Origin of the sequence: Mycolicibacterium hippocampi (genome assembly GCF_010723735.1) — a bacterium.
Taxonomy (GTDB): Bacteria; Actinomycetota; Actinomycetes; order Mycobacteriales; family Mycobacteriaceae; genus Mycobacterium; species Mycobacterium hippocampi.
The window spans coordinates 1,386,613-1,404,182 of record NZ_BLLB01000002.1 but is presented as its reverse complement, the minus strand read 5'-3'; the positions used below and the strand labels follow the sequence as shown (position 1 = coordinate 1,404,182).

The 17,570-nt window shown below is 68.1% G+C and carries 17 protein-coding genes; 5 read left to right on the top strand and 12 right to left on the bottom strand.

Translation table 11 applies throughout. The features are described from left to right. Positions 1 to 43: 43 nt before the first annotated feature. From glnX to G6N53_RS07765, 3 genes are read left to right on the top strand one after another with little or no spacing between them, the layout of a single operon-like run. A complete protein-coding gene (glnX, locus tag G6N53_RS07775) occupies positions 44 to 1,363 on the top strand; it encodes a protein kinase G-activating protein GlnX (protein ID WP_163887954.1) in 1,320 nt (439 codons plus the stop codon). Between the two features lie 9 nt (positions 1,364 to 1,372). Continuing rightward, on the top strand, positions 1,373 to 2,335 hold the full coding sequence (locus tag G6N53_RS07770) for a glutamate ABC transporter substrate-binding protein (RefSeq protein WP_163887953.1): 963 nt from the start codon (positions 1,373 to 1,375) through the stop codon (positions 2,333 to 2,335). Continuing rightward, positions 2,335 to 4,641 (top strand): serine/threonine-protein kinase PknG, encoded by a 2,307-nt coding sequence (locus G6N53_RS07765; RefSeq protein WP_163887952.1) that lies wholly within the window; start codon positions 2,335 to 2,337, stop codon positions 4,639 to 4,641. The genes G6N53_RS07770 and G6N53_RS07765 overlap by 1 nt, the downstream gene beginning before the upstream one ends. 7 nt (positions 4,642 to 4,648) lie before the next feature. Here the strand turns inward: G6N53_RS07765 and G6N53_RS07760 are convergent, their stop codons facing one another. The 3 genes from G6N53_RS07760 to G6N53_RS07750 are packed head-to-tail and all read right to left on the bottom strand — an operon-like array spanning position 4,649 to position 7,215. Continuing rightward, a complete protein-coding gene (locus G6N53_RS07760) occupies positions 4,649 to 5,257 on the bottom strand; it encodes a TetR/AcrR family transcriptional regulator (protein ID WP_163887951.1) in 609 nt (202 codons plus the stop codon). Positions 5,258 to 5,267: 10 nt separating this feature from the next. Continuing rightward, positions 5,268 to 6,338, bottom strand: coding sequence for an NAD(P)H-dependent amine dehydrogenase family protein (locus G6N53_RS07755; protein WP_163887950.1), 1,071 nt, complete (start codon positions 6,336 to 6,338; stop codon positions 5,268 to 5,270). A 10-nt stretch (positions 6,339 to 6,348) separates the two neighbouring features. Beyond that, positions 6,349 to 7,215, bottom strand: coding sequence for an SDR family NAD(P)-dependent oxidoreductase (locus G6N53_RS07750; RefSeq protein WP_163887949.1), 867 nt, complete (start codon positions 7,213 to 7,215; stop codon positions 6,349 to 6,351). A gap of 334 nt (positions 7,216 to 7,549) precedes the next feature. On the opposite strand from G6N53_RS07750, the gene G6N53_RS07745 reads away from it, so the two are divergent. Next, complete coding sequence (locus G6N53_RS07745; RefSeq protein WP_163887948.1) at positions 7,550 to 8,014, top strand: STAS domain-containing protein; 465 nt, start codon at positions 7,550 to 7,552, stop codon at positions 8,012 to 8,014. Here G6N53_RS07745 and G6N53_RS07740 read toward each other — a convergent pair. Genes G6N53_RS07740 through fgd form a run of 4 tightly spaced genes read right to left on the bottom strand, consistent with a single transcriptional unit; the run spans position 7,949 to position 13,257 of the window. Further along, complete coding sequence (locus tag G6N53_RS07740; RefSeq protein WP_163887947.1) at positions 7,949 to 9,154, bottom strand: acetate kinase; 1,206 nt, start codon at positions 9,152 to 9,154, stop codon at positions 7,949 to 7,951. The genes G6N53_RS07745 and G6N53_RS07740 overlap by 66 nt on opposite strands. 4 nt (positions 9,155 to 9,158) lie before the next feature. Then, a complete protein-coding gene (gene pta / locus G6N53_RS07735; RefSeq protein ID WP_163895604.1) occupies positions 9,159 to 11,213 on the bottom strand; it encodes a phosphate acetyltransferase in 2,055 nt (684 codons plus the stop codon). A 40-nt stretch (positions 11,214 to 11,253) separates the two neighbouring features. Next, positions 11,254 to 12,225, bottom strand: a complete 972-nt coding sequence (locus G6N53_RS07730; protein ID WP_163887946.1) for an endonuclease/exonuclease/phosphatase family protein — start codon at positions 12,223 to 12,225, stop codon at positions 11,254 to 11,256. A 21-nt stretch (positions 12,226 to 12,246) separates the two neighbouring features. After that, positions 12,247 to 13,257 (bottom strand): glucose-6-phosphate dehydrogenase (coenzyme-F420), encoded by a 1,011-nt coding sequence (fgd, locus tag G6N53_RS07725; protein WP_163887945.1) that lies wholly within the window; start codon positions 13,255 to 13,257, stop codon positions 12,247 to 12,249. A 23-nt stretch (positions 13,258 to 13,280) separates the two neighbouring features. On the opposite strand from fgd, the gene G6N53_RS07720 reads away from it, so the two are divergent. Then, entirely contained in the window at positions 13,281 to 14,030 is a 750-nt protein-coding gene (locus G6N53_RS07720; RefSeq protein ID WP_163887944.1) for an MBL fold metallo-hydrolase, read from the top strand. A gap of 53 nt (positions 14,031 to 14,083) precedes the next feature. Here the strand turns inward: G6N53_RS07720 and G6N53_RS07715 are convergent, their stop codons facing one another. Genes G6N53_RS07715 through G6N53_RS07695 form a run of 5 tightly spaced genes read right to left on the bottom strand, consistent with a single transcriptional unit; the run spans position 14,084 to position 17,509 of the window. Further along, complete coding sequence (locus G6N53_RS07715) at positions 14,084 to 14,347, bottom strand: hypothetical protein (RefSeq protein WP_205390530.1); 264 nt, start codon at positions 14,345 to 14,347, stop codon at positions 14,084 to 14,086. A 37-nt stretch (positions 14,348 to 14,384) separates the two neighbouring features. Next, positions 14,385 to 14,888, bottom strand: a complete 504-nt coding sequence (locus G6N53_RS07710; RefSeq protein WP_163887942.1) for a GNAT family N-acetyltransferase — start codon at positions 14,886 to 14,888, stop codon at positions 14,385 to 14,387. A gap of 39 nt (positions 14,889 to 14,927) precedes the next feature. Continuing rightward, a complete protein-coding gene (locus tag G6N53_RS07705) occupies positions 14,928 to 16,697 on the bottom strand; it encodes an HNH endonuclease signature motif containing protein (RefSeq protein ID WP_163887941.1) in 1,770 nt (589 codons plus the stop codon). Positions 16,698 to 16,742: 45 nt separating this feature from the next. Beyond that, positions 16,743 to 17,180: an SRPBCC family protein gene (locus G6N53_RS07700; RefSeq protein ID WP_163887940.1), complete on the bottom strand. Its 438-nt coding sequence runs from the start codon at positions 17,178 to 17,180 to the stop codon at positions 16,743 to 16,745. Next, complete coding sequence (locus tag G6N53_RS07695; RefSeq protein ID WP_163887939.1) at positions 17,177 to 17,509, bottom strand: ArsR/SmtB family transcription factor; 333 nt, start codon at positions 17,507 to 17,509, stop codon at positions 17,177 to 17,179. The genes G6N53_RS07700 and G6N53_RS07695 overlap by 4 nt, the downstream gene beginning before the upstream one ends. Between the last annotated feature and the right edge of the window lie 61 nt (positions 17,510 to 17,570).

Genomic DNA, 17,570 nt, shown 5'->3' with positions numbered 1-17,570 from the left:
CGAAAGCCAGAGAGATCGAGACCAAGATGAGGTCCGCGCAACCGTGACTGTGGAGTTGGCGCATCCCTCGACCGAACCTCTTGCGTCGCGGTCGCCGACAACGCCGTCGCATCCCCGGTGGTGGTTCCTGTGGACGACTCCCGGCCGCATCCTGAGCATCGGATTGGTGTTGGCGGCGCTGGTGGTCGGCAGCGCGTTCGCGACGTCGACGACGATCAACAACCGGCAGCAGGCGTTGACCACCGTGCTCAATCACACGGAGCCGCTGTCGTTCGCCGCCGGGCAGCTCTACACCACCCTGTCGGTCGCCGACGCCGCAGCGGCCACGGCGTTCATCGCCGGTGTCGAACCCCGCGCGGTGCGGCAGCGCTACGAGCAGGCGATCACCGACGCCTCGGTGGCGGTGACGCGGGCGTCGAGCGGGTTGACCGATGAGCCGATGGTGCAGTTGCTCGGCCGCATCAACGCCCGGTTGGCCGTGTACACCGGGCTGGTCGAGACGGCACGCACCAACAACCGGGCGGGCAACCCGGTCGGATCCTCGTACCTGTCCGAGGCGTCGTCGATGATGCAGCAGCAGATCCTGCCCGATGCCCAGCGGCTCTACGAGGAGACCTCGGCGCGGGTGGACGCCGAGACCACCGCCTCGACCCGAATCCCGGGCCCGGTGATCCTGGTGGTGTTGGCGACCCTGCTGTTCGGGTTGTTCGCCAACCGCTGGCTGGCCAAGCGCACCCGAAGACGGGTCAACATCGGGTTCGTCGCCGGCGGGATGGCGGTCCTGATCATGTTGATCTGGGTGGGCACCGCACTGGTGATCTCGACGTCGGACAGCCGAAGCGCGAAGGACACCGCGGCCGAGTCCCTCAAGACCGTCACCAACCTGGCGATCACCGCCCAGCAGGCCCGCGCCGACGAGACCCTGTCGCTGATCCGTCGCGGCGACGAGAACATCCGCAAGCAGTCGTACTACCAGCGAATCGAGGCGATGCAGGACCAGCTGGCCAAATACCTGGCGCGGGACGACTCGATCGACAAGACCGACCTGGCCGAGGCGGACGAGCTGCTCGACCGGTGGCGCGCCGCCGACGACCGGATCACCGCCTACATCGCGGTCGGCAACTACCAGGCGGCGACGCAGGTCGCGCTGGGGGTCGGCGAGGACGACGCCACCCCCGCATTCGACAAGCTCGACGAAGCGTTGACCAAAGGCATCGAGCAGAGCCGCAACCAGCTGCGCAGCGACATCGTCAACGCCCGCCGGGTGCTCTCGGGTGCCACCGTCGGCGCCGCCGCGCTCAGCGTCGTGGCGGCCATCGCCGTGGCGCTGGGAATCTGGCCGAGACTGAGCGAGTATCGGTAGCGGGGGCACATGAACAGGACACTGGGGACGCTACTGGCGACGGCGCTGCTGTTGAGCGGCTGCGCCGAGGCCGCGCCGATGGCTCCCACCCCCGGCGTCACGCTGGCGCCGCCGACGCCGGCCGGGATGGAGGAGTTGCCGCCGGAGTCGGCGCGGGCGCCGAGCGCAGCCGGCGACGACTGCAACCTGACGGCAAGCCTGCGCCCGTTCGACACCGACGCCGAGGCCGAGGAGGCAGTCGCCAACATCAGGGACCGCGGCAGGCTGGTGGTCGGCCTGGACATCGGCAGCAACCTGTTCAGCTTCCGCGACCCGATCACCGGCGAGATCACCGGGTTCGACGTCGACATCGCCGGGGAGATCGCGCGTGACATCTTCGGCACCCCGTCGCAGGTCGAGTACCGGATCCTGTCGTCGGCGGACCGTGTCGATGCGCTGCAGAACAACGAGGTGGACGTGGTGGTCAAGACCATGACCATCACCTGTGAGCGCAAGGAGCAGGTGAACTTCTCCACGGTGTATCTGACCGCCGACCAACGGATCCTGGCCCCGCGCGACTCGCCGATCAGGACCCCGGCCGATCTGTCGGGGAAGCGGGTCTGCGTCGCCAAGGGCACCACGTCGCTGCAGCGGATCCAGGAGATCGCGCCGCCGCCGATCGTCGTCGGCGCGGTCACGTGGGCCGACTGTCTGGTCGCGCTGCAACAACGCCAGGTCGACGCGGTCAGCACCGACGACTCGATCCTGGCGGGACTGGTGGCCCAGGATCCGTATCTGCACATCGTCGGCCCCTCGCTGAGTGAGGAGCCGTACGGCATCGGCATCAACAAGGAGAACACCGGCCTGGTCCGGTTCGTCAACGGCACCCTCGAACGGATCCGCCGCGACGGCACCTGGAACACGTTGTACCGCAAGTGGTTGACGGTGCTGGGTCCGGCACCGCAGGCTCCGCCGGCGAGGTACTCGGACTGATGAGCGAAGCGCCACGCGAGGACCACGACAGGGACCACGATGAAGACCCGGGCACCCAGCCGGCGAGCCTGGACGAACTCGACATGGAGTCGGCGCCGACGATGCGTCCGATGTCAACGCAGGCGGTGTTCCGCCCCAACTTCGACGATGACGATGAGGACGGCGATTCGCTGCAGACCGGCGACACCGAACCTCAGGACCAGCCCACGACGCTGACCCGGACGGTGTCGCCGACCCGTCGGCTCGGCGGCGGGCTGGTGGAGATCCCCAGGGTGCCCGCCGTGGACCCGCTCGCCGCGCTGATGACCGACCCCGTCGTGGCGGAGTCCAAGCGCTTCTGCTGGAACTGCGGACGACCCGTCGGCCGGTCGACGCCCGACGGGCGGGCTCTGTCGGAGGGCTGGTGCCCACACTGCGGCAGCTCGTACTCGTTCCTGCCGCAGCTGGGCGTCGGCGACATCGTGGCCGACCAGTACGAGATCAAGGGCTGCATCGCGCACGGTGGTCTGGGCTGGGTGTATCTGGCGTTCGACAAGAACGTCAACGACCGTCCGGTGGTGCTCAAGGGCCTGGTGCACTCCGGTGACGCCGAGGCCCAGGCCATCGCGATGGCCGAACGGCAGTTCCTCGCCGAGGTGACCCACCCCGGCATCGTCAAGATCTACAACTTCGTCGAGCACGACGACAAGCACGGCAACCCGGTCGGCTACATCGTCATGGAGTACGTCGGCGGATCGTCGCTCAAGCAGGCCACCCGGCTCAAGCAGACCGAGGGCACCCGGCTTCCGGTGGCCGAGGCCATCGGCTTCATGCTCGAGATCCTGCCCGCGCTGGGCTATCTGCACGTCAACGGGCTGGTGTACAACGACCTCAAGCCCGAGAACATCATGGTGACCGAGGATCAGCTCAAGCTCATCGACCTCGGCGCGGTCTCGCCGATCAACTCGTTCGGCTATCTCTACGGCACACCCGGTTACCAGGCGCCGGAGATCGTGCGCACCGGGCCGACCATCGCCTCAGACATCTACACGGTCGGCCGCACCCTGGCGGCGCTGACGTTGCATCTGCGTACCCGCAAGGGGCGCTACGTCGACGGGCTGCCCGAGGACGATCCGGTGCTGGCCGAATACGACTCGTTCGGCCGGCTGTTGCATCGCGCGACGGACCCCGACCCGCGGCGGCGGTTCCGCACCGCCGAGGAGATGGCCAGCCAGTTGATGGGTGTGCTGCGTGAAGTGGTCGCACACGACACCGGGGTGCCGCGCCCCGGCCTGTCGACGGTGTTCAGCCCGTCCCGGTCCACGTTCGGCGTCGACCTGCTGGTCGCGCACACCGATGTCTACCTCGACGGCCAGGTCCATTCGGAGAAGCTCACCGCACAGGAGATCGTCAGGGCGCTGCAGGTGCCGCTGGTCGATCCCTCCGACGTCGGCGCGGCGGTGCTGTCGGCCACGGTGCTCAGTGAGCCGGTGCAGACGCTGGATTCGCTACGGGCCGCGCGGCACGGGGCGCTGGACTCCGAGGGCATCGACCTGTCGGAGTCGATCGAGTTGCCGCTGATGGAGGTGCGCGCGCTGCTGGACCTCGGTGACGTGGCCAAGGCCACCCGCAAGCTCGACGACCTCGCCGAGCGGGTGGGCTGGCGGTGGCGGCTGGTGTGGTTCCGCGCCGTCTCCGAGTTGCTCACTGCCGACTACGACTCGGCCATCAAGCATTTCACCGAGGTGCTCGACACCCTGCCCGGCGAGCTGGCACCGAAGCTGGCGCTGGCGGCGACAGCCGAGCTGGCCGGCGCGGACGTGTCGACCGCGCCCGAACGCAAGTTCTACGACACCGTCTGGTCCACCGACCACGGCATCATCTCGGCCGGCTTCGGCCTGGCGCGCGCCCAGTCCGCCCAGGGCGCACGCGATGCGGCGGTCCGGACCCTCGACGAGGTGCCGGCCACCTCGAGGCACTTCACCACCGCGCGGTTGACCAGTGCGGTCACTCTTCTGTCCGGCCGCTCTGCCAGTGAGATCACCGAGCAGCAGATCCGCAACGCCGCGCGCCGGGTGGAGGCGCTGCCCGACACCGAGCCGCGAGTGTTGCAGATCCGGGCACTCGTCCTGGGAACCGCGATGGACTGGCTCGCCGACAACACCGCCAGCACCAACCACATCCTCGGGTTCCCGTTCACCGAGCACGGCCTGCAGCTGGGTGTCGAGGCGGCGCTGCGCAACCTCGCCAGGGTCGCGCCGACTCAGGCGCACCGCTACGCGCTGATCGACCTGGCCAACAGCGTGCGCCCGATGTCCACGTTCTGAGCCGGGGTCACTGCGCGGCGATGTAAGTGCTCACCACGTCGACCAGCGTCTGCAGATCCCGTGACTGGTCAACCGGTTCGGGCCAGGTCATCTGCGCAATGACGATGCCGCGCAGGGCGTTCCAGATGAGATTGCCGACATGCGTGGCGTCCGGCGCCGCCAGCCCTTCGCCGAGTTGCCTGCCGAGATCGGTGAGCTTGGCCATCAGCTCTGCCAGGTGGGTGTTCACCGCGTCGCCCCGGATGCCGCGGGTCGAGATCAGGATCTCCAGCGCGGCACGGGAAGTCGCGCTGGAGAAGGCCTGCCACACCGCCTCGACCACGAAGGCCACCCGCGCCCGCGGGTCCAGCCGCGCAGCTTCCGGTGACAGATCAGCCAACGTGTCGAGCAGCTCGCCGAAGCCCTGGTCTACTACGGCCATCAGGATGCCGTCGAGATCACCGAAGTGGTACTGGACGACCCCCCATGTCACGCCGGCGCGTTCGGTGATGTGTCGAACGCTGGGCGGGGCGAAGCCCTCGTCCAGGATGCAGCGGACCGTCTCGTCGATCACCGCGGCGCGGGTGCGCTCGGCTCGCGCCTGCCCCCCCGTCGGTGGGCGTCGCGGTGCGGTCATGGTCTGCGGTTCACCACATGACACCCCGGACATGGTCGGTCGCGCGGAGATCTCCGGCGGCCAGCAGTCCGCTCGGCGCGCGGCACACCGCCTCGATGGCGTTGACGGCCCGCGCGGCGGTGGCGATCACCCCACCCTGGTTGTGATCGATGCCCGAAGTCCCTACGTGGGTGTTGATCTCGATTCCCGGGCTGCCGTCGATGACGACCCGGTGCACACCGGGATGGCCGTCCGGCGGGAACGGCCACTCGGGTGCCGCGGCAGCGGTGAGCCTGTTGACGTGCTCCATGGTGATGACGGGATGTCCCCCGCGCAGGCCGTCGACACCGAACTTGACAGCGGCGACGTGACCGGGCTCGACACGCATCATCGTGCAGTCGATGGGTTCGGGGGTCACCCACTTCTCGTGCCGCTCGCGTACCTCGTCGAGTTCGATCCCCAGGTCCACCGCGAGGCTGCGCACCTGGGCACCCCACATCGACGACAGCACTCCGGGCGAGAACATGATCGGGGTGTGGTCGGGCCGCGTGCCGAAACCGAAGCTGACCCCGGTGAACTCCGCGTCGTCGTAGGTTCCGTAGTCGAAGATCTCCTGGACGGTGACCGCGGTGGCACGCGCCGCCAGGCTCAGGGCCGTGAACACCAGTGTGTCACCGGAGAATCCCGGGTCGATGCCGTTGATGTACAACGTGCTCTCACCGTCGGCGCACGCGGCGGCCAACGGTTCGCGCAGCCAGCCATCGGCCTGCTCAGGTGCGACCAGCCAAACGAAGGAGGTGCCGACCACATTGGTGCCGGCACGCAGGAAACGACTGATTTCGTCGATGGCCGCCGTCGGCCTGGTCTCGGCCTGGGAGGTGTACACAACACAGTCGGCGTCGAGGGCCACCAACGCCTCGATGTCGTCGGTGGCGGTGACACCGGTCGGCGCGGGCAATCCACACAGCTCGGCAGCGTCGCGCCCGGTCTTGCCGGCGCTGCTCGCGTGGACACCCGCCAGCTCGAGATCTGGGCGCTCGATGATGCTGCGCAACGCGTGCACACCGACATTTCCGGTGGAGAACTGAATGATCCGGCGCATTATCCGCTCCTCACAACAGGTCGGTGATCGTCTTCAGGCCCGCCTCGTAGAGCACCCCGGGCAACATGCCGCCATCAATCTCGATGGTGGTGCCGTTGATGAAATCGGCTGCGCCGGAAGCGAGGAAGACACAGGTGCGGCCGACTTCGGCGGGCTCGCCGCCGCGCCGCAGCGGCAGGGCGCTGAAATAGGTTGCGCCGGTGGGGTCGTCCTTGGGAAGCACGAACGACCGGAAGTTCTCGGTGATCGTCGGACCGAGCGCCACGCAGTTCACCCGGGCTTGTGGACCCCACTCCTCGGCCAGCGATCTCGTCAGGTGGTTCAGCCCGGATTTGGCCGCACCATACGACACCAGCGTCGGCGACCCCGCCGGGTGTCCGGCACCGCTGGAGACGTTGATGATGCACCCGGTCCCTTCCTGGCGCTTCATCTGCCGGTAGACACGGATCGCGAACCACAACGGGCTGATCAGGTTCATCTGTACGGCGAAAGCGTGGAACAGCACAGTCCGCTCGAAATCGTCGTCGGATGCGGGCGCGCCCTGGATTCGCGAGACCAGGGCGGGCACGTCCTCGGCGTGTGGTGCCGGGACGGTACCACCGGCGTTGTTCACGAGGATGTCGACCGCGCCGTAGGTTTCGACGACCTCGGTCACCATCGCGTCGATCGCGTGGAAATCGCCTTGGTCACAAACCATCTGGGCGGATCGCAGCGCCCACCCCGGTTCGTCACCGACACCGGGGATCGCGTCGAGTGGCGCGCGGGAGCAACCGATCACGGTCGCCCCGGCGCGCAACAGTTCGTGGGCGATGCCGACGCCGACACCCCTGCTGGTGCCCGTGACGATCGCGACTTTTCCGGCCAGTTCACCCGACATGCGCCAAATGATCACACGTTTGATGTTTCATGCCAATCCCCCAGCAATTGCGGAATCAGTTGCTGATGTGTCAATTTTGACAGAGCCACTGCCGGCGTCCGGAGAAATTACCTAGATAGTGCAGCAACATTGCAGCTAGAGCGGTTTTCATTCGTTCCAGCAGACTTATGGTCAAGCCACGAAATCCGTAGTATCGTGAGCCAACCTGGTTGATGGGCCAGCCAGTACAGCAGAACAAATTGGTGACGTCATCGACGGCTTTGAGAAGCCAGGGCCAGTTTCCCTGACGGCATCCACAGCACGATTTCCCAGGTTTCGGCTGACGGAGGCCACCATGTCCATATCAGAATCGCTGCCGGCTCCGAGCACGCAGCGGGTGTACCGCCCGGACCCGAGATCCTTCGATCTGCGGGAAGAACATCACCGCGCCACGTTCTCTGCGTGCCAGCTGCCCCCGTCCAAGGTGCTCGTGACGATTCACGGCGAGATCGACGCCACCAACAGCTGCGCGCTCGCCCGCTACGTCGAGCGACGGATCTTCGGGTCCCGGCAGCTGATCCTCGACCTGCAGACCGTCGAGTTCTTCGCCGCGTCCGGGTTTGCCGCGCTGTCCAACATCAACGTCATGTGCGCCAGGGTCGGGGTGCAGTGGACGCTGCTGACCGGTCCGCACGTCGGACGGTTGTTGCGGATCTGCGATCCGGCACGCGAACTGCCCGTGGCCCGCGACCCGTCAGCTGCCAAGTACCTGCGCACACGCCCGGGCGATCGCAAGCTCCTCGTTGGTGGGGATCACTAGCACCGTCGTCGGCGAACCGTCCGGTGAGATGCGCCTGGCCGCGCGGGCCGGGCTCTCGTTGAGGTGTTCGTCGAGTTCGATCCCGAAGGCCGCGAGCCCCGAGAGCGCGTCGCGGCGGACCGCGGCGTCGTTCTCCCCCACACCCGCCGTGAACGTGATGACGTCGACCGTGCCGAGGACGGCAAAGTAGGCGCCGATATACTTCCGCAGTCGGTGGATGTACACGTCGTAGGCCAATTGTGCTGCGGCCCGGCCTGATTCGGACCCGGACTCGATCTGCCGGCGCAGCACCCGGAAATCGACCTCGCCGCCCAGCCCGCGCACCCCTGAACGCCGGTTCAACATCGACTCGATGTCCTCGACGCTCATGCCTGCCGTGCGCCACAGGTAGGTGATCACGCCGGGGTCGATGTCCCCGGACCGGGTTCCCATCACCAGCCCCTCCATCGGGGTGAGCCCCATCGAGGTCTCCACCGGTCGGCCACCGACGATCGCCGAGGCCGAGGCCCCGTTGCCGAGGTGCAGCACGATCTGGCTCAGCGACTCCGGCGGCACGGCGAGGAACGCCGCCGCCTGTTCGCTGACGTACTGGTGCGACGTGCCGTGGAACCCGTACCGCCGGATGTTCCACCGGGCGGCAATTTCGTGGTCGATGGCGTAGGTGGCTGCCGCGGGCGGCAGGTCGTGGAAGAAGGCGGTGTCGAAGACCGCGACATGCGGTATGTCGGGCAGGGCCTTGCGGGCGACCTCGATGCCGAGGATCGCCGGTGGGTTGTGCAGCGGCGCCAATGGCGCCAGCTCCTCGAGCCGCTCGATCAGCGCGTCGTCGACCACCGTGGGCCGGTACAGGTCGGGCCCGCCGTGCACGACGCGGTGCCCGACCGCGACGAGGCCGAGATCCTCCAGGCGCGCCCCGGCCTCCTCGAACAGCTCGAAGGCGACGCGTAGCGCCTCATCGTGATCGGCCACCCGCTGGTCGCGGGACACCGTGGTCTGCCCGGCTGTCAGGCCGGCCGACGAGGAATCCTCACCGATCCGCTCGACGATCCCCTCGGCCAGCGACGCTCCCGAGTCCGGTTCCACCAACTGCAGTTTCACCGACGACGAACCGGAGTTGAGGACGAGCACAGTGCGTGTCACGACCTCACCCCTGGGCCTGGATCGCGGTTATCGCCACGGTGTTGACGATGTCGGTGACCAGCGCGCCGCGCGACAGGTCGTTGACGGGCTTGTTCAGGCCCTGCAGCACCGGGCCGATGGCGATGGCGCCCGCACTGCGCTGGACCGCCTTGTAGGTGTTGTTGCCGGTGTTGAGGTCGGGGAAGATCAGCACCGTGGCGTGGCCCGCCACCTTCGATTCGGGCATCTTCGTCGCCGCCACCGACGGTTCCACCGCGGCGTCGTACTGAATCGGGCCCTCCACCATCAGCTCGGGTTCCCGGGAGCGCACCAATTCCGTTGCCTTCCTGACCTTGTCGACGTCGGCGCCAGTGCCCGAGGACCCGGTCGAGTACGACAGCATCGCCACCCGCGGATCGATGCCGAACTGCGCGGCGGTGCGGGCCGAGGAGATCGCGATGTCGGCGAGCTGTTCGGCGGTGGGGTCCGGGACGATCGCACAGTCCCCGTAGGCCAGCACCTCGTCGGCCAGGCACATCAGAAAGATGCTGGACACCGTGGACACGTCGGGCAGTGTCTTGATGATCTCGAACGACGGACGCACGGTGTGCGCGGTGGTGTGCCTGGCACCCGACACCATGCCGTCGACCATGTTGTTGTGCACCAACATGGTGCCGAAATATGAGACATCGTGGATGATCTCGCGAGCCTGCTCGACGGTGACCCCTTTGTGTGCGCGCAGCTTCGCGTACTGCTGCGCGAACTGGTCGCACAGCTCACTGGTCTGCGGATCGAGCACCACGGCGCTGGACAGGTCGACGCCGAGTTCTGCCGCGCGAGCGCGGACCTGGGACTCCTCCCCGAGGATCGTCAGATCGGCGACACTGCGCTGCAGCAACCGGCCGGCCGCTCGGAGGATGCGGTCGTCGTTGCCCTCGGGCAGCACGATGTGCTTGCGCTGCGCACGGGCCCGGTCCAGCAGCCGGTAGGTGAACATCTGCGGTGTCACCGCCGTGGGGGTGGCAATGGCCAACTGCGCCAACAGATCCTCGGTGTCGACGTGGGCGTCCATCAACGCGAGCGCGGTGTCGACCTTGCGGTGCGACTGGGTGGTCACCCGGCCGCGGGTGGCGGCGACCCTGCTCGCCGTCTCGAAGGTGCCGAACCGGGTCTCGATGATCGGCAACCGCAGCCCCAGACCCGACACCAGCGACTCGATCGACGGATGCAGTGGCAGACCGCCGTTGAGGATGACACACGACAGCGACGGAAAGCCCTCTGCGGCATGGGCGCTGAGCACGGCCAGCACCACGTCGGAACGGTCGCCGGGGGTGACCACCGCAACGCCTTCGGTCAGCCGCTCGAGCACGTGCTCGGCCGTCATCCCGGCGACCAGCACGTCGAGCACTTCGCGGGTCAGCAGGGCGGGCTCGCCCCGCAGCACCGTGCCCTCGACCGCGCTCTGCAGTTCGGCGACCGAGGGGGCGACCAGCAGCGGTTCCTCGGGCAGCACGTAGGTCCTGGGTCCGAGATTCTGCAGTGCCGCAGCGACATCGGCCATCTCGGCGGGCTCACACCGGTTGACCACCACCGCGGCGGTTCTGGCGTGCTGCGCGGCGATCTCGTCCATGCAGACCTCGACCACCTGCACGACCTGGTCGGGGGTGCGGCCTCTGGCCTTGACGGCGAGCACCACCGGGGCGCCGAGGTTGGCGGCGATGCGGGCGTTGGTGGACAACTCGCTTGGGGCCGCGACGTCGGTGTAGTCGCTGCCCACGACCAGGACAGCGTCGCACTGGTCGGCGACCTGATGGAAGCGGTCGACGATCTCGGCGAGTGCGGCGTCCGGGTCGTCGTGCAACTGCTGGTAGCTGACACCGACGCAGTCCTCGTAAGCCAGCCCCGCGGTGGTGTGATCGAGCAGCAGCTCCAGGATGTAGTCGCGGCCCTCACCCAACCGGGTGATGGGCCGGAACACCCCGACCCTGGCGACCTTCGCAGCAAGGCGGTGCAGAATGCCCAGCGCAATCGTCGACTTCCCGGTGTCACCCTCCGGTGAGGCTACGTAGATGGCGGGCATCGGGGAGCTCAGCGCGTCGGGCACGTGTCAAAGCCTGCCGTCAACTGCTTGTCATGTCCACCGGCACCCGCAGTGTGGCGCGCAGCCCGCGGTGGTCCGATCCGGCTACCACCACCGTGGTGGCCGACACCGCGGCGGCGTTCTTCACCAGGATGTGGTCGATTCCCAGCAGCGGCGGCCACCTGGCGTCTGCCGGGTAGGTGCGGGCCAACCCGGCCCCGGCCCGCGCGCCGCCGTCCGCGTATCCCTGTGCCAGCAGCCGCCGGAACGGCGCCATGTCGGTGGTGGCGTTGAAATCGCCGGCGACGATCACCGCGCCCGCGCCGGCGGCTTGCCCCACCTCCCGCAGCGTGTCGGGAAGCTGCGCGATGTCCTGCAGCCATTGCTCGATCGGCTGTGGCCAGGGCGCCGCCAGGTGAACGGACAGCACGGTGGTGTCGACCACCACGCCGGGGATCCGGATCCGCGCGCCCAGCATCGGCAAGGCGTAACCGTCGATCCGGCCGGAGTTGACGATCGGGTGGCGACTCCAGATGCCGATGCCGGACGCCCGGCGTTCGGGCAGGACGACCCGGTGCGGGAACACCGCATCCATCCCGGCGGCCGACAGCCCGTCGGCGGCCTCCTGGGTCATCTCCTGGACCGCCACGATGTCGGCGGTGTCGCGGGCCAGCGCGACCAGTGCGGGTGGATCGGCCTGTCCCATACCGAGGTTGGCGGTCAGCACCCGCACCTGCACCGCGGCTGACGTCTCGGCGACGGCCGAGCTTTGGAACCGCGGCAGGTACACCCCGACCAGCCCCGCCGTCACCGCCAGCGCCACCACGGTCAGCAGCCAGCGTCTCCCCAGACCGAGAAGCAGCACGGCCACCGGCGCGGCGAGCACCAGGTAGGGCGCCACCGCCGCGACGATCAGGGTGGGATGCCCGGAGATCGGCAGATAGCGAGCCCCGAACGACGCCAGCGCGACGGCCAGCAACAGCAGACCCAGCACCGACGCGAGAATCCTCATGAACTCGCCCGGTTCGCGGCGTCAGGCCAGGCGCCGCAGCCTCGGTTCCAGGTCGCGCTGGAACAGTTCCAGGAAGCGCCGCTGGTCATGCCCGGGCGCGTGGAAGACGAGGTGGTTGAGTCCCCAGCCGACGTAGTCCTTGACCTTCTCGACGGCCTCGTCGGGATCGGAGGCGACGATCCAGCGCTTGGCCACCTGTTCGATGGGCAGCTCGTCGGCGGCTTTCTCCATCTCCATCGGGTCGTCGATGCTGTGCTTCTGTTCGGCCGTCAGCGACAGCGGCGCCCAGAACCGGGTGTTCTCCAGTGCCAGCTCCGGGTCGGTGTCGTAGGAGATCTTGATCTCGATCATCCGGTCGATGTCCTCGGAGTTGCGGTCGGCCTTCTCGGCGCCCTCCTGCACGGCGGGGATGAGCTTGTCCTTGTACAGCTCCTCCCCCTTGCCGGAGGTGCAGATGAAGCCGTCGCCGGCGCGGCCCGCGTACTTCGCGACCACGGGGCCGCCGGCCGCGATGTAGACCGGCACCCCGCCATCGGGTACGTCGTAGATCGACGCACCCTTGGTCTTGTAGTACTCGCCGTCAAAATCCACGCGGTCGCCGAGCCACAGCTCGCGCATCAACTTGACCGACTCGCGCAGCCGGGCGAACCGCTCCTTGAACTCCGGCCACTCGCCTTCGTATCCGGTGGCGATCTCGTTGAGCGCCTCCCCGGTGCCGACACCCAGGAAGATGCGGTTCGGGTAGAGGCACGCCATGGTGGCGAAGGCCTGGGCGATGACTGCCGGGTTGTAGCGGAAGGTCGGAGTCAGCACCGACGTGCCGAGAACGAGCCGCTGGGTGCGCTCCCCGACCGCAGTCATCCAGGCGAGCGAGAACGGCGCATGTCCGCCTTCGTGCCGCCAAGGCTGGAAGTGGTCACTGACCGTCGCGCTGTCCATGCCGTGTTCCTCGGCCGCGACGGCCAGTTCGACGAGTTCACGCGGCGCGAACTGCTCCGCCGACGCCTTGTAGCCCAGTTTCAGTTCAGCCATACCTATGTTTCTACACTCGCCGCATGCCACCGGTTCTGACAGCCATCACCGACCGCGTCCACTTCGCCCAGACCGACCTCGTGAACTGGACGCTGGTCACCGGTGACGACGGTGTGCTACTGATCGACGCGGGCTACCCCGGCCACCGCGCGGAGGTCCTCGATTCGCTGGGCCGGCTCGGATTCGGCGTGCCCGATGTGCGCGCGATCCTGTTGACCCACGCGCACATCGACCACTTCGGAACGGCCATCTGGTTCGCCGAGGCCCACGGGACCCCGGTGTACTGCCACGCCGACGAGGTCGGGCACTCCAAGCGGGAGTATCTCGAGCAGGCCTCTCCGATGGATGTCGCGGCGAAGGTGTGGCAACCGAAGTGGCTGAAGTGGTCTGTGTCGCTCATCCGCAAGGGCGGCCTGACCCACGCCGGCATCCCGACGACGGCGGCGCTGACCGAGGACATCGCGGCACGGCTGCCCGGAACACCTAAGGCGATCCCGACTCCCGGTCACACCGGTGGCCACTGCTCATACGTCGTGGACGGGGTGGTCATCAGCGGCGACGCACTGATCACCGATCACCCGGTGACGCCTCGGTCGGGACCGCAGCTGCTGCCGTCGCTGTTCAATCACGACGACGAGAGCTGCCGCCGGAGCCTGGCTGCGCTGGCAGCCCTCGATGCCGAGGTGCTGTTGCCCGGTCACGGGCCGGTGTGGCGGGGGCCGGTCCGGGAGGCGGCCGAACAGGCTCTTCACGCCACCACGGCGGAGCCGTGAACCAGGCCACCACGGCGGAGGCGTGAATCAGGCCACCACGGCGGAGGCGTGAATCAGGCCAAAGTGTCGTAGCCGAGCAGGAACACCGCCGTCAGGGCCAGGCCGCAGGCGATGACGATGGCGGGCATCAGGATCATCGTGTCGAGTTCGTCGTCGTCGAGGACGTCTTCCTCGAAGCGGCCGAACAGCACCCGTGCTACGCCGGTGCGGCGGAAGACATGCACGAGCCGGCGGACGCCTCTGGTGTGGCGTCGGCGGCCGATGAATACCCGAGATGCGCCACCGAACACGAATGTCATTGCGGCAGCGGCGAGCATCAACCAACCGATGGTCGACTCCGACACGTTCGCAAGCCTATAGGTCGAGCGGCAACGCCTTGGTGAATGCGATCGGGTAGACCTCACCCTCGGCGGGCAACGGTTCGGCCAACCGCGTGTAGCCCATCGACAGGTACAGCGCCTCGGCTTCGGGTTGCCGATCACCGGTCGTGAGGTAGATCCGCGTGTAGCCGCGGGCGGCGATGTCGTCTTCCAGTCGGGCTACCAGGGCACGTGCATGTCCGCGGCGACGGTGGCGACTGTCGGTCCAGATCCGTTTGAGCTCGGCCGTTGCGGCGTCGAACCGGCGGAACGCCCCGCCGGTGACGGGTTGACCGTCGAGCAGGCCGATCAGCAGGCCACCGCTCGGTGCTTCGAATTCCGCGCTGGGATATCCGCGCAACCACGCGTGGACTTTGTCCCGTGCGCCCCCGTACCGGTCGGCGTACTCGATCGCGAGCTCATCGATCAACGGCACCGCGAGCGGGTCATCCTGGGCGACCGCCACGAAGCGCAGATCACCGACGGCAGGTGTGGACATCACGCTCATGTCTAACGCATGCCGCCGTGCCTCATTCCGTCAGAAGGGTGGTGGGTCGTCGCCGTAGTCGGGGGTGTGGTCGGCGGGGTGGAATTGGTAGTCGGGGTAGTGGTGGCCCGGTGGTGGGGTCGGTGTGATTGGTGCGTTTTCCAGCGCGCGTTGAGTGGCGTTGAGTTTTCGTTCGGCGGTGATGCGGGCGGTGCGGGTTTGGGTGCGGGTGCGGCGGCGGGTGGGCATCTTGAGGTGCCGGCCGGGTCCGGTCGGTGTGGGTGGTCCGGGTGGTCGCGGTGGTGGTGGGGTGGTGGTGTTCCAGTGGGGGAACAGCAGTGCGGTGAAGGGTTTGGTGGTGTAGGTCAGGCCCGACGGGGTGGTGATGGCCAGGGTGCCGTCGGGGTGTTGGGTGTCGCGCCAGCCGGTCCAGAAGGTTTTGATCAGGTGGTGTAGCCGGCAGTAGCACTTGCAGTTGGTGGGGTGGGTGGGTCCGGTGGGCCAGGGTCGGGTGTGGTCGATGTCGGCGTGGGTGGCGGGGCGGTCGCAGCCGGGGAAGCGGCAGGTCAGGTCGCGGGTGCGGATGAAGTCGGCCAGTGCGGTCGAGGGTCGGTAGCGGTCTTCGCCGCAGGGGTCGGGGGTGGTGACGAAGCGGATTTTGGCGCCGTGGTGGATCAGGTCGGCCAGCAGTGCCGGGGGCACGATCGCGGCGTTGGAGCCGGGGATCAGCGCGGCTTTGCGGCGCCGCCGCGCCGGTCGACCCGACGTGGGCGGTGTTGACTCGGGCTTCGACTCGGCGGCGGGCTTCGCGACTGTCGGCTCGGGTGACGCAGCCGGCTCGGCGGGCGTGGGCGCGGGCGATTCGGCGGGCTTGGCCGCTGCCTGCGCTGAATGGGGTGGCGGGTCGTCGGGGCCGTGCAGTGTCGGGTCCAGGGTGTCGTTGAGGGTGTCGTTGAGGGTGTCGTTGAGGGTGTCGTTGAGGGTGTCGTTGAGGGTGTCGTTGAGGGTGTCTGTGTCGGTGAAGACGTGGACGACGAAGTTGCTGGCGCGGCCGTCGTCGGTTTGGGCGGCGCATCCGGGGTTGTCGCAGCGGCAGGCCAGCGTGGTGGCGTGGGCGGCGATCGCGCCGAGGGCATCGGCGCGGCGTTGGGCCAGGGTGCGGGGATCGTCGTCACACACGGTGGCGATCATCGCGGCCAGGCGCTGTTCGAGTAGCGCGGCGTCGGTGCTGGTGAGCCGTCCGTGCACGCTGGTGGTGCCGGTGGCGTCGTCGCGGTCGCCGATGACGAAGTCGCGTCCGCGGACCCCGTTGCGGACCCGGCGCACCGCGTCGGGGTCATGGCGTTCGACCCAGAAGTCGATGGCTTTTTCCAGTTTGTACTGCGACAGCCGGCCCCAGGCCGGGGCGTGCTCGGCGATCTCGGTGTCGATGCGGGCCAGCGCTGCCGGGTCGCACACCAGGTAGGTGCGCCAGGAGATGGTGGCGATCATCGCCGCGCTGATCTGCCCGGCCAGGAACCGGGCCCCGACTTTGGGTAGCCGGTCGCGCAGCGTGACCGCCAGCCCGATCTGGCCCAACGCCCGGCCGTGGCTGATCGTCAGGGCACACGACAACCCGGCCGCTGCGGCATCGAGGTCATCGACGACCCAGTTCGGATGCTGTTGAGCGGCCCGGGCGCGGCGTTCGATCTCGGCGATCACCGCCAGCTTGCGGGCCTCGGCCGCCGCCGAAGCGCTCGCCCAGCCTGCCGCGGCCTGGGCCAGCGCGGCGTCACTGAGACCGGTGAGCTGATCCGGCCCCACCAACGAACCATCGAACATGTGTTCGATTTTACCGCCAGGCAGTGACAGATCGGATGTGCCACATCAGCGCCGCGGCAGCAGGGCCATCAGCTGATCGGCGGTGGCCGTCCACCCGAGGTCGTGATCCTCGATCGCCTCCGGCGGCAGCAGCGAGTGCTCGATCGACATCAGGGTCTGATCCTCGCCGAAGGGCTCGAACGCGACGTTGACGACGCTCGTCACCGTCGGATCCGTCCACCCCGAGTGACTCCAGGTGAAGCGCAACAGGCGCGGCCGATCGATGTCGAGGAACTGGCCGGTGATCAGCACCAGCGAGCCCGAGTCGTCGACGTCGAACCGGACGCGGCCCCCGACATGCGGTTCGACGGTGATCGCGACACACCTCACCGGCCGCGGACACATCCAGTCCGCCAACGCCTCGGGGTCCAGCCATTCGTCGAAGACCTCCTCGGGCCTCGCAGGCATCACCCGCTGCACCCGGACCACGGGCGGGCTGGTCACCGGCCACGCCCCTTCTTGCGCAGCCGCTCCGACAGCGCGTCCGCGCGGGCGGACCAGAAGTCCGTCTGCTCGTCGATCCAATGCTGCGCAGATTTGAGACCATCCGGCCGCGCAGACAACCAGTGCTCGCGGCCGCGCACTTCGCGCCGGACGAGGCCGGCGGACTCGAGCACACCGACGTGACGCGACACCCCCGCGAACGTCATCGGCAGCGGCGCGGCCAGATCGGTGATGCGCGCATCACCCTCGCGGAGAGTCTCCAGCAGCCACCGGCGGGTGGGATCGGCCAGTGCGGCGTACGCACGGTCCAACAGCGGATCTTCAACCATTCTGTTGACTATAGCCGCTCGCCGTGGTCTGCTGGAGTCCTCAACGTTCAACTACTTTGTT